The following is a 25,999-nucleotide window of genomic DNA, read 5'->3' as shown; positions in this document are numbered from 1 at the left end:
CTGACCGGGGACCCGGATCGCGCACGAGGAGTCCTCTTGCCAGACGAGGCCCAGCACCTGACCGCCGCCAAGCCCGAGTCCGCCTCGGGCCCCGCGGCCACGTCCGCGTCGCAGGCGAAGGACGACAGCCGCGGGGCGGTCGAGCACGACCGGTCCGCGCCGGTCGACAAGCCGGCCGAGCAGCCCCGGCCCAAGCCGGCCCAGCCCGACGGCTCCGCCGCGGTGCCCGCGGGCCGGCCGGCCGCCGCCCAGCCCCCGGCCCGCTCCGGCTCCTCCAACCGCGTACGTGCCCGCCTCGCCCGGCTCGGCGTCCAGCGGCAGAACCCGTACAACCCGGTCCTGGAGCCGCTGCTGCGGATAGTGCGCAGCAACGACCCCAAGATCGAGACGGCGACGCTGCGCCAGATCGAGAAGTCCTACCAGGTCGCCGAGCGCTGGCACCGCGGTCAGAAGCGCAAGAGCGGCGACCCGTACATCACGCACCCGCTCGCGGTGACCACGATCCTCGCCGAGCTGGGCATGGATCCGGCCACGCTCATGGCGGGCCTGCTGCACGACACCGTCGAGGACACCGAGTACGGCCTGGAGGACCTGCGCCGCGACTTCGGCGACCAGGTCGCCCTGCTCGTCGACGGCGTCACCAAGCTGGACAAGGTCAAGTTCGGCGAGGCCGCGCAGGCCGAGACCGTGCGCAAGATGGTCGTCGCCATGGCCAAGGACCCGCGCGTCCTGGTCATCAAGCTCGCCGACCGGCTGCACAACATGCGCACCATGCGGTACCTCAAGCGCGAGAAGCAGGAGAAGAAGGCGCGCGAGACCCTCGAGATCTACGCGCCGCTCGCCCACCGTCTCGGCATGAACACCATCAAGTGGGAACTGGAGGACCTCGCCTTCGCGATCCTCTACCCCAAGATGTACGACGAGATCGTACGGCTGGTGGCCGAGCGCGCTCCGAAGCGTGACGAGTACCTGGCCATAGTGACCGACGAGGTCCAGGCCGACCTGCGCGCCGCCCGGATCAAGGCGACCGTGACGGGCCGCCCGAAGCACTACTACAGCGTCTACCAGAAGATGATCGTCCGCGGCCGTGACTTCGCGGAGATCTACGACCTGGTGGGCATCCGCGTCCTGGTGGACACGGTCAGGGACTGCTACGCGGCCCTCGGCACGGTGCACGCGCGATGGAACCCGGTCCCCGGCCGGTTCAAGGACTACATCGCGATGCCGAAGTTCAACATGTACCAGTCGCTGCACACGACGGTCATCGGCCCCAACGGCAAGCCGGTCGAACTCCAGATCCGCACCTTCGACATGCACCGCCGCGCCGAGTACGGCATCGCCGCGCACTGGAAGTACAAGCAGGAGGCCGTCGCCGGCGCCTCCAAGGTGCGCTCGGACCAGCCGAGGACCACCGGCAAGGACGACCACCTCAACGACATGGCATGGCTGCGCCAGCTCCTCGACTGGCAGAAGGAGACCGAGGACCCGGGCGAGTTCCTGGAGTCCCTGCGCTTCGACCTGTCGCGCAACGAGGTCTTCGTCTTCACGCCGAAGGGTGACGTGATAGCGCTGCCGGCCGGCGCCACACCCGTGGACTTCTCGTACGCGGTGCACACCGAGGTGGGCCACCGCACCATAGGAGCCCGCGTCAACGGACGCCTCGTCCCGCTGGAATCGACCCTCGACAACGGCGACCTGGTGGAGGTCTTCACCTCCAAGGCGGCCGGGGCAGGGCCGTCCCGGGACTGGCTGAACTTCGTCAAGTCGCCGAGGGCCCGCAACAAGATCCGGGCCTGGTTCTCCAAGGAGCGCCGCGACGAGGCCATCGAGCAGGGCAAGGACGCCATCGCGCGGGCCATGCGCAAGCAGAACCTGCCGATCCAGCGGATCCTCACCGGCGACTCGCTGGTCACGCTGGCGCACGAGATGCGCTACCCGGACATCTCCTCGCTGTACGCGGCGATCGGCGAGGGCCATGTGGCCGCGCAGAACGTCGTGCAGAAGCTGGTGCAGGCCCTCGGCGGCGAGGAGGCGGCCACCGAGGAGATCGACGAGACGGTCCCCTCCCGCACCCGCGGCCGCAAGCGGCGCAGCAACCAGGACCCCGGGGTGGTCGTCAAGGGCGTCGACGACGTCTGGGTCAAGCTGGCCCGCTGTTGTACGCCCGTCCCCGGCGACCCCATCATCGGCTTCGTCACGCGGGGCAGCGGTGTATCGGTCCACCGCAGCGACTGCGTCAACGTGGAGTCGCTGTCCCGTGAGCCGGAGCGCATCCTCGAGGTCGAGTGGGCGCCCACCCAGTCCTCCGTCTTCCTGGTCGCCATCCAGGTCGAGGCCCTCGACCGGTCCCGGCTCCTGTCGGACGTCACCCGGGTGCTGTCCGACCAGCACGTCAACATCCTGTCCGCGGCGGTGCAGACCTCCCGCGACCGGGTGGCCACCTCCCGCTTCACCTTCGAGATGGGCGACCCCAAGCACCTGGGACACGTCCTGAAGGCCGTACGCGGCGTGGAGGGCGTCTACGACGTCTACCGGGTCACATCGGCGCGCAGGCCGTAGCAGAGCACGCGAGAGGCCCCCGTACGCGATGTACGGGGGCCTCTTCGTCGACCGGGCGGGCCGGGAGCCGGGGGCCCGGATCAGCCGCCGAACTCCTGGAGACCCTTCAGGGCCTGGTCCAGCAGGGCCTGGCGGCCCTCCAGCTCACGCTCCAGCTTGTCGGCCTTCGCGGTGTTGCCCTGGGCACGGGCCGCGTCGATCTGGGTCCGCAGCTTGTCCACGGCGGCCTGGAGCTGACCCGTCAGACCCGCGGCACGCGCGCGTGCCTCCGGGTTCGTCCGGCGCCACTCGGCCTCCTCGGACTCCTGCATGGCCCGCTCCACGGCGTGCATCCGGCCCTCGACCTTCGGCCGGGCGTCGCGCGGCACGTGACCGATGGCCTCCCACCGCTCGTTGATCGAGCGGAACGCGGCACGCGCGGCCTTCAGATCACCGATCGGCAGGAGCTTCTCGGCCTCCTCGGCCAGCTCCTCCTTGAGCTTCAGGTTCTCCGTCTGCTCCGCGTCCCGCTCGGCGAACACCGAGCTGCGGGCGGCGAAGAAGACGTCCTGGGCGCCGCGGAAGCGGTTCCACAGGTCGTCCTCGTGCTCGCGCTGGGCGCGGCCCGCGGCCTTCCACTCCGCCATCAGCTCGCGGTAGCGAGCCGCCGTCGGACCCCAGTCCGACGAACCGGACAGCGCCTCGGCCTCGGAGACCAGCCGCTCCTTGGTCCGGCGGGCCTCCTCGCGCTGCGCGTCCAGCTGCGCGAAGTGCGCCTTGCGGCGCTTGGAGAAAGCCGAACGCGCGTGCGAGAACCGGTGCCACAGCTCGTCGTCCGACTTGCGGTCGAGACGCGGCAGACCCTTCCAGGTGTCCACCAGCGACCGCAGCCGCTCACCGGCGGCCCGCCACTGGTCGGACTGGGCCAGCTGCTCGGCCTCGGTGACCAGGTCCTCCTTGGCCTTGCGGGCCTCGTCGGACTGCTTGGCCCGCTGCTGCTTGCGCTCCTCGCGCCGCGACTCGACGGTCGCCACCAGCTTGTCCAGCCGGTCCCGCAGCGCCTGGAGATCACCGACCGCGTGGTGCGCGTCGACCTGTTCGCGGATGTGGTCGATCGCGACCTGCGCGTCCTTCGTCGACAGATCGGTGGTCTTCACTCGCTTCTCGAGGAGGCCGATCTCGACAACCAGGCCCTCGTACTTGCGCTCGAAATAGGCCAGCGCCTCCTCGGGGGAGCCTGCCTGCCAGGAACCGACCACCTGCTCGCCGTCGGCCGTACGCACGTACACGGTCCCCGTCTCGTCGACGCGGCCCCACGGGTCGCTGCTCACAGCGCCTCCTCCACATGATGCCTCCGAGGGGCTTCAGCGCCCCCGGGCATCGTCCACAGTTTCGTCACGGCCAACATAGGCGACCGGCGGGCAGCCTGTCCGCATCCAGCGCGACCGAAATTGCGCAGTTGACCGCCCCTCGGTCGGCAGGTCGCCGTCAGGATTTCGTGACCGTCGCCTTGTCGATCACGACCGTCGCGTTCGGGGCCCCGTCACCGGCGCCCGTGTTCTCGCCCGCGGCGGCGATCTTCGCCAGCACCTTCATGCCGTCGGCCGAGACGGTACCGAAGGGCGTGTAGCTCGGCGGCAGCTGACTGTCCTGGTAGACGAGGAAGAACTGGCTGCCGCCGGTGTGCGCCTGACCGGTGTTGGCCATGGCGATCGTGCCCGCCGGGTAGATGTTGTTCTTGAGGCTGGCGTCCTTCAGGTTCTCGTCCGGGATGGTGTAGCCGGGACCGCCGCTGCCGCTGCCCGTCGGGTCGCCGCACTGGAGGACGTAGATGCCGCTGGTGGTGAGACGGTGGCACTTGGTGTGGTCGAAGTAGCCCTTGCCGGCGAGGAAGCTGAACGAGTTCACCGTGTGCGGGGCGGCCTTCGCCTTGAGCGCTATGTCGATGTCCCCGCACGTCGTCGCGAGGGTCATCGTGTACTTCGCCGACTTGTCGATCGTGACCGCAGGCTCCTTCTTCCAGGTCTGCGTCTTGACCGTGCCCGCGGCCGCCTTCTCGCACGGGTCCTTGACGGCGCTGGGCGTCGCGGACGGCGTCGTCTCCGAGCTCGCGTTCGCCTTGTCGTCGTCCTTCATGACACCGGTCGCGTACAGCGCCACACTGCCGATGATGATCACGCCGAGGACCGACGCGATCACCGAGTTGCGGGCACGCGCCTTGCGTCGCGCGGAGGTGCGCCTCTGCTGCTGCCGCAAGAACTTCTCCCGGGCGAGCTGACGCTTCCGCTGTTCCTGGGTGACCACCGGGTTCTCTCCTCGTGCGTCTCGTACGTCGACTGGGACGCGTGCGTCTTGTGAGCCGACCGCCTGCGTGTGCCCCGTACCGTATATGGGTTCGCTGAGGAATCGGCAGCGCCGGTAGGCTCTGACCACTGGCGCAGCCGCCCAGAAGCCCACGCGTATCGACACAAACGAAGGACGATCGTGCTCATTGCCGGGTTCCCCGCCGGGGCCTGGGGGACGAACTGTTATCTCGTCGCCCCCGCCGCCGGTGAGGAGTGCGTGATCATCGACCCGGGCCACCAGGCGGCCCCGGGAGTCGAGGAAGCGATCAGGAAGCATCGGCTCAAGCCCGTCGCCGTCGTCCTCACCCACGGCCACATCGACCACGTGGCCTCGGTCGTCCCCGTGTGCGGAGCGCACGACGTGCCGGCCTGGATCCACCCCGAGGACCGCTACATGATGAGCGACCCCGAGAAGGCGCTCGGCCGGTCCATCGGGATGCCGCTGATGGGCGAACTGACCGTGGGGGAGCCGGACGACGTCCGCGAGCTGGCCGACGGCGTCCGGCTGGACCTGGCGGGTCTGGAGTTCTCCGTCGCGCACACGCCGGGCCATACCAAGGGGTCGGTGAGCTTCCGGATGCCCGAGACGGCCGACGTCCCGTCGGTCTTCTTCTCCGGGGATCTGCTGTTCGCCGGCTCCATCGGACGCACCGACCTGCCCGGCGGCGACATGGCCGAGCTGCTCGAGTCGCTGGCCCGCGTGTGCCTGCCGCTCGATGACTCGACCGTGGTGCTGTCCGGCCACGGCCCCCAGACGACCATCGGCCAGGAGCGCGCCACCAACCGGTATCTCCGGCAGGTGGCGGCCGGCGGCCAGGGAGCGGGTTCGCACGCCCCTCCCCGACGAGGAATGTGACGAGAGACCTTCCGTGAGTACCTTTCAGGCCCCCAAGGGCACGTACGACCTGATTCCGCCGCGGTCCGCGAAGTTCCTCGCGGTGCGCGAGGCGATCGCCGCCCCGCTGCGCAACTCCGGCTACGGCTACGTCGAGACGCCCGGCTTCGAGGACGTCAACCTGTTCGCGCGCGGTGTGGGTGAGTCCACCGACATCGTCAGCAAGGAGATGTACGCCTTCGAGACCAAGGGAGGCGATCAGCTGGCCCTGCGCCCGGAGGGCACGGCGTCCGTACTGCGCGCCGCCCTGGAGGCGAACCTGCACAAGCAGGGCAACCTGCCGGTCAAGCTCTGGTACTCGGGCTCGTACTACCGTTACGAGAAGCCGCAGGCGGGCCGGTACCGGCACTTCTCGCAGGTCGGCGCCGAGGCGATCGGCGCGGAGGACCCGGCGCTGGACGCCGAGCTGATCATCCTGGCCGACCAGGCGTACCGGTCGCTGGGGCTGCGCCGGTTCCGCATCCTGCTCAACAGCCTCGGCGACAAGGAGTGCCGCCCGGTCTACCGGGAGGCGCTCCAGAACTTCCTGCGGGGCCTGGACCTCGACGAGGACACGCTGCGCCGCGCGGAGATCAACCCGCTGCGGGTCCTGGACGACAAGCGCGAGGCGGTCCAGAAGCAGCTCGGCGGCGCGCCGCTGCTGCGTGACTACCTCTGCGACGCGTGCAAGGCGTACCACGAGGAGGTCCGGGAGCTGATCACGGCGGCCGGCGTGGTCTTCGAGGACGACCCGAAGCTGGTGCGCGGACTCGACTACTACACCCGTACGACCTTCGAGTTCGTCCACGACGGGCTCGGCTCCCAGTCCGCGGTGGGCGGCGGCGGCCGCTACGACGGTCTGTCCGAGATGATCGGCGGCCCCGCGCTGCCGTCGGTGGGCTGGGCGCTGGGCGTCGACCGCACGGTGCTGGCGCTGGAGGCGGAGGGCGTGGAGCTGGAACTGCCCGCCGCGACCTCCGTGTTCGCCGTCCCGCTCGGCGAGGAGGCCCGCCGGGTCCTCTTCGCGAAGGTCACCGAACTGCGCAAGCTCGGCGTCGCGGCGGACTTCTCGTACGGCTCCCGGGGGCTCAAGGGCGCCATGAAGAGCGCCAACCGCAGCGGGGCCCGCTACACGATCGTGGCGGGCGAACGCGACCTCGCCGAGGGCGTCGTCCAGCTCAAGGACATGGAGTCCGGCGAGCAGACGGCGATCGGCGTCAACGAGATCGTGGCCGAGCTCGAGTCGAAGCTGGGCTAGCGGGCGTCACCGTCCGAGGAAGGCGCCGGGTCGTCCGACCCGGCGCCTTCCTCGTGCGCCGGGGCGTCAACCCGGCGGCCGCCCGTTCGCCCTCGCGAGGGGACTCCCGCCCGGGGGCCGCGCGCGTGTGCCGTCGCGCGCCTGGCCTTGGCCGGAACCGAACGCCGCGGGGCGGCCGTACGTACTTCCTTATGCGCACCGAACGGTGCGCACCCGGCCCGGTGCGGCACAATGGCCCCTGCCCGAAGATGGTCCAACTCTCAAGTGACGGATCGGCGTGATGAGCAAGACGACAGTCAAGGACGTCTCCACCCAGGAGCCCGAGCGCGTCGCCGCGACCGAGCCCCGGACCGTGGGCGGCAGCCGTGCGTTCGCGATCCTGCTGCTGATCACCGGCGCCGCCGGTCTGCTCGCCGCATGGGTCATCACGCTCGACAAGTTCAAGATCCTCGAGGCCAAGGTCGAGGGCAAGACCTTCACGCCCAGTTGCAGCATCAGCCCGATCATCAGCTGCGGCAGCGTCATGGAGAGCAAGCAGGCCGCCGCCTTCGGGTTCCCCAACCCGATGCTCGGTCTCGTCGCCTACGGCATCGTGATCTGCGTCGGCATGAGCCTGCTGACCCGGGTCGCCTTCCCCCGCTGGTACTGGCTGACCTTCAACTTCGGCACGCTCTTCGGCGTGGGCTTCTGCACCTGGCTCCAGTACCAGTCGCTGTACGAGATCAACGCCCTGTGCCTGTGGTGCTCGCTGGCCTGGGTCGCGACGATCACCATGTTCTGGTACGTCACCTCGTTCAACGTGCGCAACGGCCTCCTGCCCGCGCCGGGCTGGCTGAGGCGTTTCCTCGCCGAGTTCACCTGGGTCCTGCCCGTCACCCACGTCGGCATCATCGCCATGCTGATCCTGACCCGCTGGGGCGCGGACCTCTGGGCCTGAGCCCCGTACCGCAAGGGCGTCGAAGCCCACTGTCGGACCTCTGACGTAGGCTCCGACGTGTGGAGCCCGACCTGTTCACCGCCGCAGCCGAAGACCGCCAGGAGAAGGACCCAGCCGGGAGCCCCCTGGCGGTCCGGATGCGCCCGCGCACCCTCGACGAGGTGGTGGGCCAGCAGCACCTGCTGAAGCCCGGCTCACCCCTGCGCCGCCTGGTCGGCGAGGGCGCGACCGGCCCGGCCGGACCCTCCTCGGTGATCCTCTGGGGGCCGCCCGGCACCGGGAAGACGACCCTGGCGTACGTCGTCTCCAAGGCCACCAACAAGCGGTTCGTCGAGCTGTCGGCCATCACCGCGGGCGTCAAGGAGGTGCGCGCCGTCATCGACGGCGCCCGCCGCGCCATCGGCGGCTACGGCAAGGAGACCGTCCTCTTCCTCGACGAGATCCACCGCTTCAGCAAGGCCCAGCAGGACTCCCTCCTGCCGGCCGTCGAGAACCGCTGGGTGACACTGATCGCGGCGACCACCGAGAACCCGTACTTCTCGATCATCTCGCCCCTGCTCTCCCGCTCCCTACTGCTGACCCTCGAACCCCTCACGGACGACGACCTCCGCGACCTCGTCCGACGCGCCCTGACCGACGACCGCGGCCTCAAGGGCTCCCTCACCCTCCCCGAGGACACCGAGGCGCATCTGCTGCGCATCGCCGGCGGCGACGCCCGCCGCGCGCTCACCGCCCTGGAGGCGGCCGCCGGAGCGGCCCTGGACCAGGACGAGAGCGAGATCAGCCTCCAGACCCTGGAGCAGACGGTCGACCGCGCGGCGGTGAAGTACGACCGTGACGGCGACCAGCACTACGACGTCGCCAGCGCCCTCATCAAGTCCATCCGGGGCTCGGACGTCGACGCGGCCCTGCACTACCTGGCCCGCATGATCGAGGCCGGCGAGGACCCGCGGTTCATCGCCCGCCGCCTGATGATCTCCGCCAGCGAGGACATCGGCCTCGCCGATCCCGGAGCGCTGCCCCTCGCGGTCGCCGCCGCCCAGGCCGTCGCCATGATCGGCTTCCCCGAGGCGGCCCTCACGCTCAGCCACACCACCATCGCCCTCGCCCTCGCGCCCAAGTCCAACGCCGCGACGACCGCGATCGGCGCCGCCCTGGAGGACGTGCGCAAGGGACTGGCCGGCCCGGTCCCGCCGCATCTGCGCGACGGGCACTACAAGGGCGCCGCCAAGCTGGGGCACGCGCAGGGGTACGTGTATCCGCACGACCTGCCCGAGGGCATCGCCGCCCAGCAGTACGCGCCGGACGCCATCAAGGACCGCGCGTACTACGAGCCCACCCGGCACGGCGCCGAGGCCCGCTACGCGGACGCGGTCGAGTGGACCAGGCAGCACCTCGGTCGCGACGGGTCCTGAGCACCCTGTAGACTCGCCCGAAGTGCCGCGTCCCGTGCAGTCAGAACAGGACAGTCGGCCGGAGCACCGGTCCTCGGACCTCGCTCCAGGAGCGTCGCGCACCGTCGAACGGTGTCGCGGGCAGCCCACCACCACCCGGAGCTCAGGGAACGGTCGGTGGGCCACTCGCGTGCTGCACGTATGTGCCCAGATCAGGGGAGCGGCTGCCCGACAGGTCCCACGCGGACCCGGCGGGTCTCCCCGGCTGCGGATGCGACCTCCCTTAACTCTGACAAGCCGAAATTCAGGAAAGAGACAAAAGACAGTGGCTAACCAGTCCCGTCCCAAGGTCAAGAAGTCGCGTGCCCTCGGCATCGCGCTGACCCCGAAGGCCGTCAAGTACTTCGAGGCCCGCCCCTACCCGCCGGGCGAGCACGGCCGTGGCCGCAAGCAGAACTCGGACTACAAGGTCCGTCTGCTCGAGAAGCAGCGTCTGCGCGCGCAGTACGACGTGTCCGAGCGCCAGCTCGTCCGCGCCTACGAGCGTGCCTCCAAGGTCCAGGGCAAGACCGGTGAGGCCCTGATCATCGAGCTCGAGCGCCGTCTCGACGCGCTGGTCCTGCGTTCGGGCATCGCCCGCACGATCTACCAGGCCCGCCAGATGGTCGTCCACGGCCACATCGAGGTCAACGGCCAGAAGGTCGACAAGCCGTCCTTCCGCGTCAAGCCGGACGACGTCGTCATGGTCCGCGAGCGCAGCCGCGGCAAGACGCTGTTCGAGGTCTCCCGCGCCGGTGGCTTCGCCCCCGACGGCGAGACCCCGCGCTACCTCCAGGTGAACCTCGGCGCCCTGGCGTTCCGCCTGGACCGCGAGCCGAACCGCAAGGAGATCCCGGTGATCTGCGACGAGCAGCTCGTCGTCGAGTACTACGCCCGCTGATCCCCTTCCGGATCGGTCCGCGGCGGTCGTAGGACTTCTGCGTCAAGGCCCGTCGTCCCCCTGCCCTTCCGGGCAGGTGGGACGGCGGGCTTTCGCACGCCTAATCCGGTACGGAACGCCGGCGCCGGCGCGATAGGCTCGCCTCCAGAGATAGGTGTTCGTCAGACAGGGAGCGGGTGCGCAGTGTCCGGTGGAGAGGTGGCCGGCATCCTGGTGGCCGTGTTCTGGGCGATCCTGGTCTCCTTCCTGGCCGTCGCGCTGGCGAGGCTGGCCCAGACGCTCAGGGCGACCACCAGACTCGTCGCCGACGTGACCGAGCAGGCCGTCCCGCTGCTGGCCGACGCCTCCGCCGCGGTGCGTTCCGCGCAGACCCAGATCGACCGGGTCGACGCGATCGCCACCGACGTCCAGGAAGTCACGTCGAACGCCTCGGCGCTGTCCACCACGGTCGCCTCCACCTTCGGCGGCCCCCTGGTGAAGGTCGCCGCCTTCGGCTACGGCGTGCGCCGGGCCCTCGGCGGCCGCAAGGACGACGTGCCCGCCAGGGAACCCCGGCGCACCGTGATCGTGGGCCGAACGGTCTCCCGGCGGGAGAAGCGCAAGCCCCGTGGAAAGAGGGACTGAGACCGCGATGTTCCGCCGTACCTTCTGGTTCACCACGGGCGTCGCCGCCGGTGTCTGGGCCACCACCAAGGTCAATCGCAAGCTGAAGCAGCTGACCCCCGAGAGCCTCGCCGCGACCGCGGCCAACAAGGCGCTCGAGACGGGAGCGCGCCTCAAGGACCGCGCGGTGGGTTTCGCGCTCGACGTCCGCGACAACATGGCCCAGCGGGAGGCCGAGCTGGGGGAGGCGCTGGGGATCCACGCGGACCCCGAACTCCCCGCGCCCCGGCGGTACACCGCCATCGAGAACAACCGCAGTACCCCCACGTACCCCGAGCACATCGAGAACACGACGTACTCGCACAACCGGAATGAGGACCACTGATGGAGTCGGCCGAGATCCGCCGCCGCTGGCTGAGCTTCTACGAGGAGCGCGGGCACACCGTCGTCCCTTCGGCGTCGCTCATCGCGGACGACCCGACTCTGCTCCTGGTCCCCGCCGGCATGGTCCCCTTCAAGCCGTACTTCCTCGGTGAGGTCAAGCCGCCGTGGGCGCGCGCCACCAGCGTGCAGAAGTGCGTGCGCACGCCCGACATCGAAGAGGTCGGCAAGACCACCCGCCACGGCACGTTCTTCCAGATGTGCGGCAACTTCTCCTTCGGCGACTACTTCAAGGAAGGCGCCATCAAGTACGCCTGGGAGCTGCTCACCAGCCCCCAGGACAAGGGCGGTTACGGCCTGGACCCGGAGCGCCTCTGGATCACCGTCTACAAGGACGACGACGAGGCCGAGCGGCTGTGGCACGAGGTCGTCGGCGTGCCGAAGGAGCGCATCCAGCGCCTCGGCATGAAGGACAACTACTGGTCCATGGGCGTCCCCGGACCCTGCGGCCCCTGTTCCGAGATCAACTACGACCGCGGCCCCGAGTTCGGTGTCGAGGGCGGCCCCGCCGTCAACGACGAGCGGTACGTGGAGATCTGGAACCTCGTCTTCATGCAGTACGAGCGCGGCGAGGGCATCGGCAAGGACAACTTCGAGATCCTCGGCGAGCTGCCCAGCAAGAACATCGACACGGGCCTCGGACTCGAGCGTCTGGCGATGATCCTGCAAGGCGTGCAGAACATGTACGAGATCGACACCTCGATGGCCGTCATCAAGAAGGCCACCGAGCTGACCGGTGTCGAGTACGGCGAGGCCCACGACTCGGACGTCTCGCTGCGCGTGGTCACCGACCACATGCGCACCTCCGTGATGCTCATCGGCGACGGTGTCACCCCCGGCAACGAGGGCCGCGGTTACGTCCTGCGCCGCATCATGCGCCGCGCCATCCGCAACATGCGCCTCCTCGGTGCCACCGGTCCGGTCGTCAAGGACCTCATCGACACCGTCATCGAGATGATGGGCCAGCAGTACCCCGAGCTCGTCACCGACCGCGAGCGCATCGAGAAGGTCGCCCTCGCCGAGGAGAACGCCTTCCTCAAGACGCTCAAGGCCGGCACCAACATCCTCGACACCGCCGTCACCGAGACCAAGCAGTCCGGTGGCTCGGTCCTCGCCGGTGACAAGGCCTTCCTGCTCCACGACACCTGGGGCTTCCCGATCGACCTCACCCTCGAGATGGCCGCCGAGCAGGGGCTGTCCGTGGACGAGGACGGCTTCCGCCGCCTGATGAAGGAGCAGCGGGAGCGCGCCAAGGCCGACGCCCAGGCCAAGAAGACCGGGCACGCCGGCGTGGGCGCCTACCGCGAGATCGCCGACCGTGCCGGGGCGACCGACTTCATCGGCTACTCGGACACCGAGGGCGAGTCGACGATCGTCGGCATCCTCGTCGACGGTGCCTCCTCGCCGGCCGCCACCGAGGGCGACGAGGTCGAGATCGTCCTCGACCGCACCCCGTTCTACGCCGAGGGCGGTGGCCAGATCGGCGACACCGGCCGCATCAGGGTGGACACCGGCGCCGTCATCGAGATCCGCGACACCCAGAAGCCGGTGCCCGGCGTGTACGTCCACAAGGGCGTCGTCCAGGTCGGCGAGGTCACGCTCGGCGCCAAGGCCCACGCCTCGATCGACCGCCGCCGCCGCACGGCCATCGCCCGTGCCCACTCGGCCACCCACCTCACCCACCAGGCGCTGCGCGACGCCCTCGGCCCGACGGCCGCCCAGGCCGGTTCCGAGAACCAGCCCGGCCGCTTCCGCTTCGACTTCGGTTCCCCGTCCGCCGTCCCGACGGCGGTGATGACCGACGTCGAGCAGAAGATCAACGAGATCCTCGCCCGCGACCTGGACGTCCAGGCCGAGGTCATGGGCATCGACGAGGCCAAGAAGCAGGGCGCCATCGCGGAGTTCGGCGAGAAGTACGGCGAGCGGGTCCGGGTGGTGACCATCGGCGACTTCTCCAAGGAGCTGTGCGGTGGCACGCACGTGCACAACACCTCCCAGCTGGGCCTGGTGAAGCTGCTCGGCGAGTCGTCGATCGGCTCGGGGGTCCGCCGCATCGAGGCCCTCGTCGGCGTCGACGCCTACAACTTCCTGGCCCGGGAGCACACGGTCGTCGCCCAGCTCCAGGAGCTGATCAAGGGCCGTCCGGAGGAGCTCCCGGAAAAGGTCTCCGCCATGCTCGGCAAGCTGAAGGACGCCGAGAAGGAGATCGAGAAGTTCCGCGCGGAGAAGGTCCTCCAGGCCGCCGCCGGTCTCGTGGAGTCCGCCAAGGACGTCAGCGGTGTCGCCGTCGTCACCGGTCAGGTCCCGGACGGCACGACCCCCGACGACCTGCGCAGGCTCGTCCTCGACGTGCGCGGCCGCATCCAGGGCGGCCGGGCCGCCGTGGTCGCCCTGTTCACGGTGAACAACGGCAAGCCGCTGACGGTCATCGCCACCAACGAGGCGGCCCGCGAGCGCGGTCTCAAGGCCGGTGAACTGGTCCGTACGGCCGCCAAGACCCTCGGCGGCGGCGGTGGCGGCAAGCCGGACGTCGCCCAGGGCGGTGGCCAGAACCCGGCCGCCGTCGGCGACGCCGTCGACGCCGTCGAGCGGCTCGTGGCGGAAACGGCCAAGTGAGCCGGACGATGCGGAAGGGCCGTCGACTCGCGATCGACGTCGGGGACGCCCGGATCGGGGTCGCCTCGTGCGACCCCGACGGGATCCTCGCCACTCCGGTGGAGACGGTCCCCGGCCGGGACCTCCCCGCGGCCTACCGCCGACTCGGACAACTGGTCGAGGAGTACGAGCCGATCGAGGTCGTCGTGGGTCTGCCTCGCTCCCTCAAGGGGGGCGAGGGCCCGGCGGCGGTCAAGGTCCGCGGCTTCGCACAGGAGCTGGCGAACAAAATCGCGCCCGTGTCCGTACGTCTGGTGGACGAGAGGATGACGACGGTGACAGCCAGTCAGGGACTGCGTGCCTCGGGTGTGAAAGCGAAGAAGGGCCGCTCGGTGATCGACCAGGCAGCCGCTGTGATCATCCTTCAGCAGGCACTGGAATCCGAACGGGTGTCAGGTGCAGCGCCGGGCGAGGGCGTCGAAGTGGTTGTCTGATCGCGATACGGTAACGTTCCGCGCGATGCGGCGGTGTTCGAACAGCAGCCGCACAGAGAGAGACGGAACGGTGACGGGCCTGAGAAAGCCGCGTGATCGCCGCCTCGCGGCTCTAGGGGATCGATGACTGAGTATGGCCGGGGCCCAGGCTCCGAACCGTGGCATCCGGAGGACCCGTTGTACGGGGACGGCGGATGGGAAGGGCAGCAGGCCCCCACGGGCCATCAGCCTGCCTACGGCGGCCAGCCACAGCACCACCACTACCCGCAGCAGCAGCCGCAGCAGCAGGAGTACGGCGACTGGGGTCACGGACAGGCGCAGCAGTACGACCAGCAGCAGCACTACGCTCAGCAGCAGTACGACCCGCAGTACCAGGGCTACGACCAGCAGCAGTACGCCGCTCAGGACCAGCAGTACGCCCAGCACGACCAGCAGGCCTTCCACGAGGGGTACCAGGAGGGCGGCTGGGACGGCACGGGCACCCATGCCCATGTCCCCTACGCCGCCGACCCGGGCGACCCCTACGGACAACAGGCCGCGGCCTACGGCGCCGAACAGCCCGACTTCTACGGCACCCCGGAGGCGTACCCGCCGCCGGAGCCGCCCGCCCGGCGGCGCTCCGAGCCCGAACCGGAGCCCGAGGCGGAGGCCGGGTCGAAGACCGACTGGGACCCCGGGCCCGACCAGGGTGAGCACGCGTTCTTCGCGGGCGGCGGGGCCGAGGACGACGAGGACGACGACGAGGCGGAGGGCCGCGGCGACCGGCGGGGCCGGGGCGGCAAGGGCACGAAGAGCCGGAAGAGCCGCAGCGGCTGCGCCTGTCTGGTCGTCGTGCTGGTGTTCGGCGGCGGCGTCGCGGGCGTCGGCTATTTCGGCTACGACTACTACAAGAATCGTTACGCCGCGGCTCCGGACTACACGGGCGACGGCACGGAACAGACCGTCAGCATCCAGGTGCCCAAGGGCTCCGGCGGCGCCGCCATCGGCCGCCTGCTGAAGGAGGCCGGCGTCGTCAAGAGCGTGGACGCGTTCGTCTCCGCGGTCACGAACAATCCCGAGGCGGGCGGCATCCAGGCGGGCGCGTACATCCTGAAGAAGGAGATGTCCGCGAAGAGCGCCGTGGAGATGATGCTCGACCCGGCCAGCCAGGCCAACGTGCTGGTCACCCCGGGGCAGCGGAACGTCGCCGTCTACAAGGCCATCGACACGAAACTCGGACTGGCCCCCGGTGCCACCCGGAAGGTGGCGGAGAGCGGCTACAAGAAGTTCGGCCTGCCCGCCTGGGCGAACGACAACGAGGACATCAAGGACCCGCTGGAGGGCTTCCTCTTCCCGGGGACCTACGGCGCGGCCAAGGGCATGAAGCCCGAGGCGGTCCTGAGGTCGATGGTCGCCCACGCCAACGAGGTGTACGGCGAGTACGACCTCGAGGCCAAGGCCAAGACGCTCAAGCTGGAAAGCCCGCTGCAAGTCATCACGGTCGCCAGCCTCGTCCAGGCCGAGGGCAAGACGCACGACGACTACCGCAAGATGGCCGAGGTCGTCTACAACCGGCTCAAGCCGACGAACGACCAGACCAACCAGTTGCTCCAGTTCGACTCGACCTTCAATTACCTGAAGGGCGAGAGCAAGATCAATATCAGCGAGTCCGAGATCAACAGCAACAAGGACCCGTACAACACCTACACCAACAAGGGCCTGACGCCGGGACCGATCGGGAATCCCGGTGAGGACGCGCTGAAGGCCACGATGAATCCGACCTCGGACGGCTGGATCTATTTCGTGGCGACCGACGGCGAGAGCAACACCGAATTCGCGAAGACCTACGCGGAATTCCAGAGACTCAAGGAAAAGTTCGATGCCAGCACGGGCAACTGACGCCCGCCGGGCCGCGGTACTCGGCAGCCCCATCGTCCACTCCCTCTCCCCGGTGCTGCACCGCGCCGCGTACGAGGCACTGGAACTCACCGGCTGGACGTACGACCGGTTCGACGTCGACGAGGACGCCCTGCCCTCCTTCGTCGCCGGGCTCGGTGCCGAATGGGCCGGGCTCTCGCTGACCATGCCGCTGAAGCGCGCGGTGATCCCGCTGCTCGACGAGATCAGCGAGACGGCGGCCTCCGTAGAGACGGTCAACACCCTCGTGTTCACCGAGGACGGCCGCCGGATCGGCGACAACACCGACATCCCCGGTATGGTCGCCGCCCTGCGCGAGCGCGGTGTCGAACAGGTCGACTCGGCCGCGGTCCTCGGCGCCGGCGCCACCGCGTCCTCCGCCCTGGCCGCCCTGGCCAGGGTCTGCACCGGCGAGATCGTCGCCTACGTCCGCAGCGCGGCCCGAGCGGCCGAGATGCGGCAGTGGGGCGAGCGGCTCGACGTCGAGGTCCGGATCGCCGACTGGGCGGACGCCGCCGACGCGCTGCGCTTCCCGCTGGTCGTCGCGACCACCCCGGCCGGAGCCACGGACGCCCTCGCCGCCTCGGTGCCGGAGCGCCCCGCCACACTGTTCGACGTGCTCTACGACCCGTGGCCGACCGAGCTGGCCGCCCGCTGGTCGATGTTCGGCGGCGCCGTCGTCAGCGGCCTCGACCTGCTCGTGCACCAGGCGGTCCTCCAGGTGGAGCAGATGACCGGCCGGATCCCGGCGCCGGTGGAGGCCATGCGCAAGGCGGGCGAGCACGCCCTCGCCGCCCGCGGGGCCTCGCCCCACCCCTGAGCCCGCCCTCCCCGCCGTCCCTCCGTCCGCTTGCTGGACCGGCGACCGGTTCCAGGGCCGGGACGTGGGAGGATCGGAGGTGGCGGGCCAGGGCCGCGCACCCGGTCACGCCACCGACGTACACGACGGACGCGTGTACGCAGAGCAGTACCAGGGCGCGAGCACTGAGGAGCATCGTTGAGCAGGCTGCGTTGGCTGACCGCGGGGGAGTCCCACGGTCCCGCACTTGTCGCGACGCTGGAGGGCCTTCCCGCCGGCGTGCCGATCACCACGGAGATGGTCGCCGACCATCTCGCGCGGCGACGGCTCGGCTATGGGCGTGGAGCGCGCATGAAGTTCGAGCGCGACGAGATCACCTTCCTCGGCGGTGTCCGGCACGGCCTGACCATGGGCTCTCCGGTCGCCGTCATGGTGGGCAACACCGAATGGCCGAAGTGGGAACAGGTCATGGCGGCCGACCCGGTCGACCCGGAGGTCCTCGCCGGCCTCGCCCGCAACGCCCCGCTCACCCGCCCGCGCCCCGGCCACGCCGACCTCGCCGGGATGCAGAAGTACGGTTTCGACGAGGCCCGGCCGATCCTGGAGCGCGCCTCCGCGCGCGAGACGGCCGCCCGGGTCGCGCTGGGCGCGGTGGCCCGGTCGTACCTGAAGGAGACGGCCGGCATCGAGATCGTCTCGCACGTCGTCGAACTGGCCGCCGCGAAGGCGCCCTACGGCGTCCTGCCGACCCCCGCCGACGTCGAGAGGCTGGACGCGGACCCGGTCCGCTGCCTGGACGCCGACGCGTCGAAGGCGATGGTCGCCGAGATCGACCAGGCCCACAAGGACGGCGACACCCTCGGCGGCGTCGTCGAGGTGCTCGCGTACGACGTCCCGGTCGGCCTCGGCTCGCACGTGCACTGGGACCGCCGGCTGGACGCCCGGCTCGCCGCCGCCCTCATGGGCATCCAGGCGATCAAGGGCGTCGAGGTCGGCGACGGCTTCGACCTCGCGCGCGTGCCGGGTTCGAAGGCGCACGACGAGATCGTCACCACGCCCGACGGCATCCGGCGCACGAGCGGCCGGTCCGGCGGCACCGAGGGCGGCCTCACCACCGGTGAGCTGCTGCGCGTGCGCGCCGCGATGAAGCCGATCGCCACCGTGCCGCGGGCCCTGCGGACGGTGGACGTGGCCACGGGCGAGGCCACCCAGGCGCACCACCAGCGCTCCGACGTGTGCGCGGTCCCGGCCGCCGGGATCGTCGCCGAGGCGATGGTCGCGCTGGTGCTCGCGGACGCGGTGGCGGAGAAGTTCGGCGGCGACAGCGTCACCGAGACCCGCCGCAACGTGCGGTCGTACCTCGACAGCCTGCACATCCGATGAGCGGGCCGCTGGTCGTCCTCGTCGGCCCGATGGGCGTCGGCAAGTCCACCGTCGGGCAACTGCTCGCCGAGCGGCTCGGCGTCGGCTACCGGGACACCGACGACGACATCGTCGCCGAGGCGGGCCGCAGCATCGCGGAGATCTTCGTCGACGAGGGCGAGGAAGCCTTCCGCGCGGTCGAGAAGCGGGCCGTGCTGCGCGCGCTCGCCGAGCACGACGGCGTGCTGGCGCTCGGCGGCGGCTCGATCCTGGACGCGGAAACCCGCGCGCTGCTGGCCGGGCAGCGGGTGGTCTACCTGGCCATGGACGTCGAGGAAGCCGTCAAGCGCACCGGCCTGAACGCCGCGCGGCCGCTGCTCGCCGTCAATCCGCGCAAGCAGTGGCGCGAGCTGATGGAAGCCCGCCGCCACCTCTACGAGGGTGTCGCCACCGCGGTCGTGACCACGGACGGTCGTACGCCCGAAGAGGTCACCCAAGTGGCCTTGGACGCTTTGGAGTTGAAGGAAGCATGAGCAGCGAGTCCGTAACGCGGATCCGGATCGGCGGCAGCGCGGGCTCGGATCCGTACGAGGTCCTGGTCGGCCGTCAGCTGCTGGGCGAACTCGGCGGGCTGATCGGCGACCGGGTCAAGCGGGTCGCCGTGATCCACCCCGAGGCGCTCGCGGACACCGGGGACGCGCTCCGCGCCGACCTGGCCGAACAGGGCTACGAGGCCGTCGCCATCCAGGTGCCGAACGCGGAGGAGGCCAAGACCGCCGAGGTCGCCGCCTACTGCTGGAAGGCGCTCGGCCAGTCCGGCTTCACCCGCAGCGACGTCGTCGTGGGCGTCGGCGGGGGCTCGACCACCGACCTGGCCGGGTTCGTCGCCGCGACCTGGCTGCGCGGGGTGCGCTGGATCGCCGTCCCGACCACCGTGCTGGCCATGGTAGACGCGGCCGTCGGCGGCAAGACCGGCATCAACACCGCCGAGGGCAAGAACCTCGTCGGTTCCTTCCACCCGCCGGCCGGTGTGCTGTGCGACCTGGCCGCGCTGGACTCCCTGCCGGTCAACGACTACGTCTCCGGGCTCGCCGAGATCATCAAGGCCGGCTTCATCGCCGACCCGGCCATCCTCGACCTGATCGAGTCCGACCCCGAGGCCGCCCGTACCCCGGCGGGACCGCACACCGCCGAACTCATCGAGCGTTCCATCAGGGTCAAGGCGGACGTCGTGTCGTCCGACCTGAAGGAGTCGGGCCTGCGGGAGATCCTCAACTACGGTCACACGCTGGCGCACGCCATCGAGAAGAACGAGCGCTACAAGTGGCGGCACGGCGCGGCCGTGTCCGTGGGCATGCACTTCGCCGCCGAACTGGGCCGCCTGGCGGGCCGGCTGGACGACGCGACGGCCGACCGGCACCGCACGGTCCTGGAGTCGGTGGGGCTGCCGCTGCACTACCGCTACGACCAGTGGCCCAAGCTGCTGGAGAACATGAAGGTCGACAAGAAGTCCCGCGGTGACCTGCTGCGGTTCATCGTCCTGGACGGCCTCGGCAAGCCGAACGTCCTCGAGGGACCCGACCCGGCCGTCCTGCTGGCCGCGTACGGCGAGGTGGGCGAGTAGGAGCGCGGGACGGGCGAGAAGGTCCGCCCGCTTCCCTTCTGCCCGATTCGCCCTCCACACCGGGCACTTCGGACCGCCCCCGGCCGTTCACCAAACGACACCCGGGGGCGGTACCGTTCAGTAGCGAAGAGCGGGTTCCGCACCCCTCACAACCAGCGCCCATTGCCTGTACGAGACGGAGTGGCACCGGATGCAGCACGCAGTGGGTTCTCCGCTGCCGCCGCCCCACCAGCCGGGCGGCGCCCCCCAGCAGCAGCCGGGGTACCTCGGCGCCCCCTCGGGCCCGGTGCCGCCCGCGCCCCAGCCACCGGTCCCGCCCGTGCCGCCCCCGCCCGCCCCGGTCCCGCACGCCCCGGTCCCGCACGGCACCGAGACCACGGGGCACGTCCCGCTGCCGCCCGGCGGTCCGGTCCCGATGCCCAGCGCGCCGCCCGCCCCGACCGTCCCCGATCCGACGGCCACCACGCTGGCGGTGCTGCTGATCGGCCCGGCGGGCGCCGGGAAGACGAGCGTCGCGAAGTTCTGGGCCGACCACCGCCGGGTCCCCACGGCCCACGTCAGCCTCGACGACGTGCGCGAATGGGTCCGCTCGGGCTTCGCCGACCCGCAGTCGGGGTGGAACGACCACTCCGAGGCCCAGTACCGGCTGGCCCGCCGCACCTGCGGCTTCGCCGCGCGCAACTTCCTGGCCAACGGCATCTCGTGCATCCTGGACGACGCGATCTTCCCCGACCGCCCGGCCGTGGGCCTGGGCGGCTGGAAACGGCATGTGGGCCCGGGGCTGCTGCCCGTCGTCCTGCTGCCCGGCCTGGAAGTCGTCCTGGAGCGCAACGCCGAACGCTCCGGCAACCGCCGCCTCACCGACGAGGAGGTGGCCCGTATCCACGGCCGCATGGCCGGCTGGTACGGCTCCGGCCTCCCCATCATCGACAACTCCCAGATGGACGTCCCGACGACGGCGAGAGTCCTGGACGACGTGCTGGCGAGGGCGATCGCGAGCCCCCCGAAGTGGTAGAGCGCTTCCCGGCGCTCCGACCCGTCCCGGCCGGTTCCCCCGAACGCTCTCCCAACCGGCACAAACCGGTCGATCCTCCTACGCTCGTGTCATGTCAGAGGTCTACGCGTCCCGCCGCTCCCGGCTGAGAGAACGCTGCAACGCCAGCGGCAGCGCCACCGCGCTGATCTCCCGCCCCGCCAACGTGAGATACCTCGCGGGCGCGGCGCCGCGCGGCGCCGTCCTGCTGCTCGGCGGACGTGAGGATGTGCTCGTCTGCGTGGATCCGCCGGACGACCGTCCGGGCGAGGGCCGCCCGGACGAGGCCCTGCGTGTCCACTCCCTGCGCCGGTCCGGCGGCGATCCGGCGGTCGCCGCCGTGGATCTCCTGGTGGCCGAGGGAGGCGACTCCCTCGCGGTGGAGGAGCATCACCTCACGGTCGCCCGGCACCGCGCCCTGCGGTCCGTCGCACCCCGGCTGCGCCTCGCCGACCTGGGCGGGGCGGTCGAGCAGTTGAGGGTGGTCAAGGACGAGGAGGAGATCTCCTCTCTGCGGATCGGGGCCGAGATCGCCGACCAGGCCCTCGGAGAGCTGCTGGAATCCATCCTGGTGGGCCGTACGGAACGGCACCTCGCCCTCGAACTGGAGCGGCGTCTCGTCGATCACGGTGCCGACGGACCCGCCTTCGCCACCTCGGTCGCCACCGGCCCGAACTCCGGCCGGCGCGGACACCGGCCCACCGACCGGCGGGTGGAGGAGGGTGATTTCCTCTCCGTCTGCCTGGGGGCGAGCTACCGCGGCTACCGCTGTGAGATCGGCCGTACCTTCGTGATCGGCACCTCTCCCGCCGACTGGCAGATCGAGCTGTACGACCTCGTCTTCGCTGCCCAGCGGGCCGGACGCGAGGCTCTGGCGCCCGGCGCCGCCTTCCGCGACGTGGACCGCGCGGCCCGCCAGATCCTGGACTCGGCGGGGCACTCCGAGGGCCTTCACGCGCTCACCGGACACGGTGTCGGACTGGAAAACGAAGAGGACCCGCAGTTGTCCCCCGCGGCCATGGGTAAACTGGACGCTTGCGTGCCGGTCACCGTCGAACCGGGGGTCCACCTCCCGGGCCGGGGCGGTGTCAGGATCGATGACACGCTCGTCGTGCGCCCCGAGGCGGACGGCGGACCCGAGCTACTCACCATCACGACCAAGGAGCTGCTCGCCCTCTAGGCAGGTGCGCGCACCGGGGTCGTCCACGTCAGTCCAGGAGATTCCGCAACCGTGGCTTCCACGAACGACCTCAAGAACGGCCTGGTGCTCAAGCTCGAAGGCGGCCAGCTCTGGTCCGTCGTCGAGTTCCAGCACGTCAAGCCCGGCAAGGGCCCGGCCTTCGTGCGCACCAAGCTGAAGAACGTGCTTTCCGGCAAGGTCGTCGACAAGACGTTCAACGCCGGCGTCAAGGTCGAGACGGCCACTGTCGACAAGCGCGACATGCAGTTCTCGTACATGGACGGCGAGTACTTCGTCTTCATGGACATGGAGACCTACGACCAGCTGATGGTCGACCGCAAGGCCGTCGGCGACGCCGCCAACTTCCTGATCGAGGGCTTCACGGCCACCGTCGCGCAGCACGAGGGCGAGGTGCTCTTCGTCGAGCTGCCGGCCGCCGTCGAGCTCGTCGTGCAGGAGACCGAGCCGGGCCTCCAGGGGGACCGCTCCACCGGTGGCACCAAGCCCGCCACCCTGGAGACCGGTCACCAGATCCAGGTCCCGCTCTTCATCACCACCGGTGAGAAGATCAAGGTCGACACCCGCACCAGCGACTACCTCGGCCGGGTGAACAGCTAACCGTGGCTGCTCGCAACACGGCCCGCAAGCGCGCCTTCCAGATCCTCTTCGAGGGCGACCAGCGCGGAGTCGACGTCCTGACGGTCCTCGCGGACTGGATCCGGCTCTCCCGGGCCGACACCCGGCAGCCGCCGGTGAGCGAGTACACGATGCAGCTGGTCGAGGGTTACGCCGGGTACGCCCGGCGCATCGACGAGCTGATCTCGCAGTACTCGGTCGGCTGGACGCTGGACCGGATGCCGGTCGTCGACCGCAACATCCTGCGTCTCGGCGCCTACGAGCTGATCTGGGCGGACGAGACCCCGGACGCGGTCGTCCTCGACGAGATGGTGCAGCTGGCGAAGGAGTTCTCCACGGACGAGTCGCCGTCGTTCGTCAACGGTCTGCTCGGCCGGTTCAAGGAACTCAAGCCGTCTCTGCGTCGCGAATAGCGAACAGCTCCGCAGGGGAGCCTGGGAACCGTGGGCCTCAGGAGGCCCGCGGGCCCTCTGTGGCTCGTCGCGAGGTTTCCCGCGTCCCTCGGGGCGCGGACACGCCGGAGGGCCCACAGCACGCGCTGTGGGCCCTCCGGCGTGTCCGCGCCAAAAGCCGGGGTGGCCGGAACCATCAGGTTCCGGCCACCCCGGCGGCACGTTTCTGCTGAGCGCTGTCGCCCTGCTCAGCCCTCTTCGTGGGAGACCGCGCGACGCGCGTCCGCGTCCAGCACGCCCCAGCTGATCAGCTGCTCGGTCAGGACCGAGGGCGACTGGTCGTAGATGACGGCGAGCGTGCGCAGGTCGTCCTGGCGGATCGACAGCACCTTGCCGTTGTAGTCACCGCGCTGGGACTGGATCGTGGCCGCGTACCGCTGGAGGGGGCCCGCCTTCTCGACCGGCACGTGGGCCAGTCGCTCCAGGTCGAGGACCAGCTTCGGCGGCGGCTCGGCGGCGCCGCCCGGAGTGGTGCCCGGCAGCAGCTCCTGCACGGGGACGCCGTAGAAGTCCGCCAGCTCGGCAAGGCGCTGCACGGTCACCGCGCGGTCGCCGCGCTCGTACGAACCGACCACGACCGCCTTCCAGCGTCCCTGGGACTTCTCCTCGACACCGTGGAGGGAAAGGCCCTGCTGGGTGCGGATCGCCCGGAGCTTGGCCCCGAGTTGTTTGGCGTATTCGCTGGACATATAGCTCCCCGGCACTGGGTAGACGCGGCGCGAGCCGCGTGCTGGTAACTCACTGTGAGGTTACGCAGCGTGATTCTTCTGAGTCAAGCCGAATGGTCCACACCGACGCTTCCGTGGTATCCGTGGCCGATTACGCCAAGGGGGTGATCAGGCCGGTGTCCCGGCCTGCTACCGTGGATGGCGCAAATCCGACGTCCTTTAAGGTCCGTCCCGTGAGGCGGAGAAGGAGGTCCGTTTCATATGGACAAGCAGGACATTCAGCAGGACCACCGGCAGACCGATGCGCGGCCCGTTCTCGAAGGCCCCGACATCGCGCGGGTGCTCACCCGCATCGCCCACGAGATCGTCGAACGCGCCAAGGGCGCCGACGACGTGGTGCTGCTCGGCATCCCGACCCGCGGCGTCTTCCTCGCCCAGCGGCTCGCCGCCAAGCTCGAGCAGATCACCGACCGCGGTATCCCGGTCGGCTCCCTCGACATCACCATGTACCGCGACGACCTGCGCATGCACCCGCCGCGTGCGCTCGCCCGCACCGAGATCCCCGGTGACGGCCTGGACGGCAAGCTGGTCGTGCTCGTCGACGACGTGCTCTTCTCCGGCCGCACCATCCGCGCGGCCCTCGACGCGCTGAACGACCTCGGGCGCCCGCGCGCGGTCCAGCTCGCGGTCCTCGTCGACCGCGGCCACCGGGAACTGCCCATCCGCGCCGACTACGTCGGCAAGAACCTCCCCACGTCGTTGCGGGAGACGGTCAAGGTCCAGCTCGCCGAGGAGGACGGTCGTGACACCGTGCTGCTCGGTGTGAAGCCGGCCACCCAGCAGTAGCACGCGCGCGTGCGGCCCCGGTGCCGTGCGCTCCACAGCCGTGCCCTGCACGCCCGTGGTCTCCCCATACCTGAACTGCCTTACGGAGCCTGACAGATGCAGCGTCATCTCATCTCGGCCGCCGACCTGACCCGCGACGACGCCGTCCTCATCCTCGACACCGCCGAGGAGATGGCCCGGGTCGCGGACCGGCCCATCAAGAAACTGCCGACCCTGCGCGGCCGCACGATCGTCAACCTCTTCTTCGAGGACTCGACCCGCACGCGGATCTCCTTCGAGGCCGCCGAGAAGCGCCTCTCCGCGGACGTCATCAACTTCTCCGCCAAGGGCTCGTCGGTGTCGAAGGGCGAGTCCCTGAAGGACACCGCGCAGACGCTGGAGGCCATGGGCGTCGACGCGGTCGTCATCCGGCACGGCGCCTCCGGCGCGCCCTACCGCCTGGCCACCTCCGGCTGGATCGATGCGGTCGTCGTCAACGCCGGAGACGGCACCCACCAGCACCCCACCCAGGCCCTCCTGGACGCCTTCACCATGCGCCGCCGACTGGTCGGCCGGGACGCCGGGCTCGGCCAGGACCTCGCCGGCAAGCGCATCACGATCGTCGGCGACGTCCTGCACAGCCGGGTCGCCCGCTCCAACGTCGACCTGCTGCACACGCTCGGCGCCGAGGTCACCCTGGTCGCCCCGCCCACCCTGGTGCCGGTCGGCATCGAGACCTGGCCGTGCGAGGTGTCGTACGACCTCGACAGCACGCTGCCCAAGTCCGACGCGGTGATGATGCTGCGCGTGCAGCGCGAGCGGATGAACGCCGCGTTCTTCCCGACCGAGCGCGAGTACTCGCGGCGCTACGGCCTCGACGGCGACCGCATGGCGCGGATGCCCGAGCACGCCATCGTCATGCACCCCGGTCCGATGGTCCGGGGCATGGAGATCACCGCCGAGGTCGCCGACTCCGAGCGCTGCACCGTCGTCGAACAGGTCGCCAACGGCGTGTCCGTCCGGATGGCCGTCCTCTACCTGCTCCTGGGCGGCAACGAGCCCGCCGTCAGCCACGCCCGCACCACCACCGAGGAGAAGTAAGAAC

General features: G+C 70.3%; 24 protein-coding genes. 21 read left to right on the top strand and 3 right to left on the bottom strand.

Annotation, left to right across the window (positions count from 1 at the left end; genetic code table 11):
* Positions 1-36: 36 nt before the first annotated feature.
* The gene (locus tag AOQ37_RS23865) at positions 37-2,559 is read left to right on the top strand and encodes a RelA/SpoT family protein (protein WP_062646696.1); all 2,523 of its coding nucleotides are present in this window, start codon (positions 37-39) and stop codon (positions 2,557-2,559) included.
* 80 nt (positions 2,560-2,639) lie between these two features.
* Here the strand turns inward: AOQ37_RS23865 and AOQ37_RS23860 are convergent, their stop codons facing one another.
* Positions 2,640-3,869: a DUF349 domain-containing protein gene (locus AOQ37_RS23860; protein WP_062646694.1), complete on the bottom strand. Its 1,230-nt coding sequence runs from the start codon at positions 3,867-3,869 to the stop codon at positions 2,640-2,642.
* Positions 3,870-4,026: 157 nt separating this feature from the next.
* Positions 4,027-4,842: a peptidylprolyl isomerase gene (locus tag AOQ37_RS23855; RefSeq protein ID WP_062646692.1), complete on the bottom strand. Its 816-nt coding sequence runs from the start codon at positions 4,840-4,842 to the stop codon at positions 4,027-4,029.
* A 180-nt stretch (positions 4,843-5,022) separates the two neighbouring features.
* On the opposite strand from AOQ37_RS23855, the gene AOQ37_RS23850 reads away from it, so the two are divergent.
* From AOQ37_RS23850 to nusB, 18 genes are all read left to right on the top strand, one after another.
* Entirely contained in the window at positions 5,023-5,739 is a 717-nt protein-coding gene (locus AOQ37_RS23850; RefSeq protein ID WP_062646690.1) for an MBL fold metallo-hydrolase, read from the top strand.
* Between the two features lie 13 nt (positions 5,740-5,752).
* A complete protein-coding gene (hisS, locus tag AOQ37_RS23845; RefSeq protein ID WP_062646688.1) occupies positions 5,753-7,015 on the top strand; it encodes a histidine--tRNA ligase in 1,263 nt (420 codons plus the stop codon).
* 280 nt (positions 7,016-7,295) lie between these two features.
* The gene (locus AOQ37_RS23840) at positions 7,296-7,952 is read left to right on the top strand and encodes a vitamin K epoxide reductase family protein (RefSeq protein ID WP_062646687.1); all 657 of its coding nucleotides are present in this window, start codon (positions 7,296-7,298) and stop codon (positions 7,950-7,952) included.
* Between the two features lie 59 nt (positions 7,953-8,011).
* A complete protein-coding gene (locus AOQ37_RS23835) occupies positions 8,012-9,367 on the top strand; it encodes a replication-associated recombination protein A (RefSeq protein ID WP_062646685.1) in 1,356 nt (451 codons plus the stop codon).
* A gap of 304 nt (positions 9,368-9,671) precedes the next feature.
* The gene (gene rpsD, locus AOQ37_RS23830; protein WP_062646683.1) at positions 9,672-10,286 is read left to right on the top strand and encodes a 30S ribosomal protein S4; all 615 of its coding nucleotides are present in this window, start codon (positions 9,672-9,674) and stop codon (positions 10,284-10,286) included.
* 183 nt (positions 10,287-10,469) lie between these two features.
* Positions 10,470-10,910: a DUF948 domain-containing protein gene (locus tag AOQ37_RS23825; protein WP_062646681.1), complete on the top strand. Its 441-nt coding sequence runs from the start codon at positions 10,470-10,472 to the stop codon at positions 10,908-10,910.
* A 7-nt stretch (positions 10,911-10,917) separates the two neighbouring features.
* Positions 10,918-11,274: a hypothetical protein gene (locus AOQ37_RS23820; RefSeq protein ID WP_062646680.1), complete on the top strand. Its 357-nt coding sequence runs from the start codon at positions 10,918-10,920 to the stop codon at positions 11,272-11,274.
* Entirely contained in the window at positions 11,274-13,946 is a 2,673-nt protein-coding gene (alaS, locus tag AOQ37_RS23815; protein ID WP_062646678.1) for an alanine--tRNA ligase, read from the top strand. Before AOQ37_RS23820 ends, alaS begins: the two co-directional genes overlap by 1 nt.
* An 8-nt stretch (positions 13,947-13,954) precedes the next feature.
* Positions 13,955-14,419: a Holliday junction resolvase RuvX gene (gene ruvX, locus AOQ37_RS23810; protein WP_062646677.1), complete on the top strand. Its 465-nt coding sequence runs from the start codon at positions 13,955-13,957 to the stop codon at positions 14,417-14,419.
* A 123-nt stretch (positions 14,420-14,542) separates the two neighbouring features.
* Positions 14,543-16,297, top strand: a complete 1,755-nt coding sequence (gene mltG / locus AOQ37_RS23805; protein ID WP_078890328.1) for an endolytic transglycosylase MltG — start codon at positions 14,543-14,545, stop codon at positions 16,295-16,297.
* Positions 16,278-17,135, top strand: coding sequence for a shikimate dehydrogenase (locus AOQ37_RS23800; RefSeq protein WP_062646675.1), 858 nt, complete (start codon positions 16,278-16,280; stop codon positions 17,133-17,135). Before mltG ends, AOQ37_RS23800 begins: the two co-directional genes overlap by 20 nt.
* A gap of 177 nt (positions 17,136-17,312) precedes the next feature.
* The gene (aroC, locus tag AOQ37_RS23795) at positions 17,313-18,497 is read left to right on the top strand and encodes a chorismate synthase (RefSeq protein ID WP_062646674.1); all 1,185 of its coding nucleotides are present in this window, start codon (positions 17,313-17,315) and stop codon (positions 18,495-18,497) included.
* Positions 18,494-19,009, top strand: coding sequence for a shikimate kinase (locus AOQ37_RS23790; RefSeq protein ID WP_062646673.1), 516 nt, complete (start codon positions 18,494-18,496; stop codon positions 19,007-19,009). Before aroC ends, AOQ37_RS23790 begins: the two co-directional genes overlap by 4 nt.
* The gene (gene aroB / locus AOQ37_RS23785) at positions 19,006-20,100 is read left to right on the top strand and encodes a 3-dehydroquinate synthase (RefSeq protein WP_062646672.1); all 1,095 of its coding nucleotides are present in this window, start codon (positions 19,006-19,008) and stop codon (positions 20,098-20,100) included. Before AOQ37_RS23790 ends, aroB begins: the two co-directional genes overlap by 4 nt.
* Before the next feature lie 190 nt (positions 20,101-20,290).
* The gene (locus AOQ37_RS23780) at positions 20,291-21,115 is read left to right on the top strand and encodes a Pro-rich N-terminal domain-containing protein (protein WP_062646671.1); all 825 of its coding nucleotides are present in this window, start codon (positions 20,291-20,293) and stop codon (positions 21,113-21,115) included.
* A 91-nt stretch (positions 21,116-21,206) separates the two neighbouring features.
* Positions 21,207-22,313, top strand: a complete 1,107-nt coding sequence (locus AOQ37_RS23775; RefSeq protein ID WP_062646670.1) for an aminopeptidase P family protein — start codon at positions 21,207-21,209, stop codon at positions 22,311-22,313.
* 51 nt (positions 22,314-22,364) lie between these two features.
* Positions 22,365-22,931: an elongation factor P gene (gene efp, locus AOQ37_RS23770; RefSeq protein ID WP_020117452.1), complete on the top strand. Its 567-nt coding sequence runs from the start codon at positions 22,365-22,367 to the stop codon at positions 22,929-22,931.
* Between the two features lie 2 nt (positions 22,932-22,933).
* Entirely contained in the window at positions 22,934-23,362 is a 429-nt protein-coding gene (nusB, locus tag AOQ37_RS23765) for a transcription antitermination factor NusB (RefSeq protein WP_020128857.1), read from the top strand.
* 227 nt (positions 23,363-23,589) lie between these two features.
* Here the strand turns inward: nusB and bldD are convergent, their stop codons facing one another.
* Positions 23,590-24,090 (bottom strand): transcriptional regulator BldD, encoded by a 501-nt coding sequence (bldD, locus tag AOQ37_RS23760; protein WP_020128858.1) that lies wholly within the window; start codon positions 24,088-24,090, stop codon positions 23,590-23,592.
* 240 nt (positions 24,091-24,330) lie between these two features.
* On the opposite strand from bldD, the gene pyrR reads away from it, so the two are divergent.
* Together pyrR and AOQ37_RS23750 are read left to right on the top strand one after the other, a co-directional pair.
* On the top strand, positions 24,331-24,915 hold the full coding sequence (pyrR, locus tag AOQ37_RS23755; protein WP_062646669.1) for a bifunctional pyr operon transcriptional regulator/uracil phosphoribosyltransferase PyrR: 585 nt from the start codon (positions 24,331-24,333) through the stop codon (positions 24,913-24,915).
* 96 nt (positions 24,916-25,011) lie between these two features.
* Positions 25,012-25,995, top strand: coding sequence for an aspartate carbamoyltransferase catalytic subunit (locus tag AOQ37_RS23750; RefSeq protein ID WP_062646668.1), 984 nt, complete (start codon positions 25,012-25,014; stop codon positions 25,993-25,995).
* Positions 25,996-25,999 lie beyond the last annotated feature (4 nt).

It is taken from the genome of Streptomyces maremycinicus, assembly GCF_001184025.1.
Classification (GTDB): domain Bacteria; phylum Actinomycetota; class Actinomycetes; order Streptomycetales; family Streptomycetaceae; genus Streptomyces; species Streptomyces maremycinicus.
Note: the sequence above shows the minus strand (reverse complement) of the source record. Positions and strands in the feature narration are given on the sequence as shown.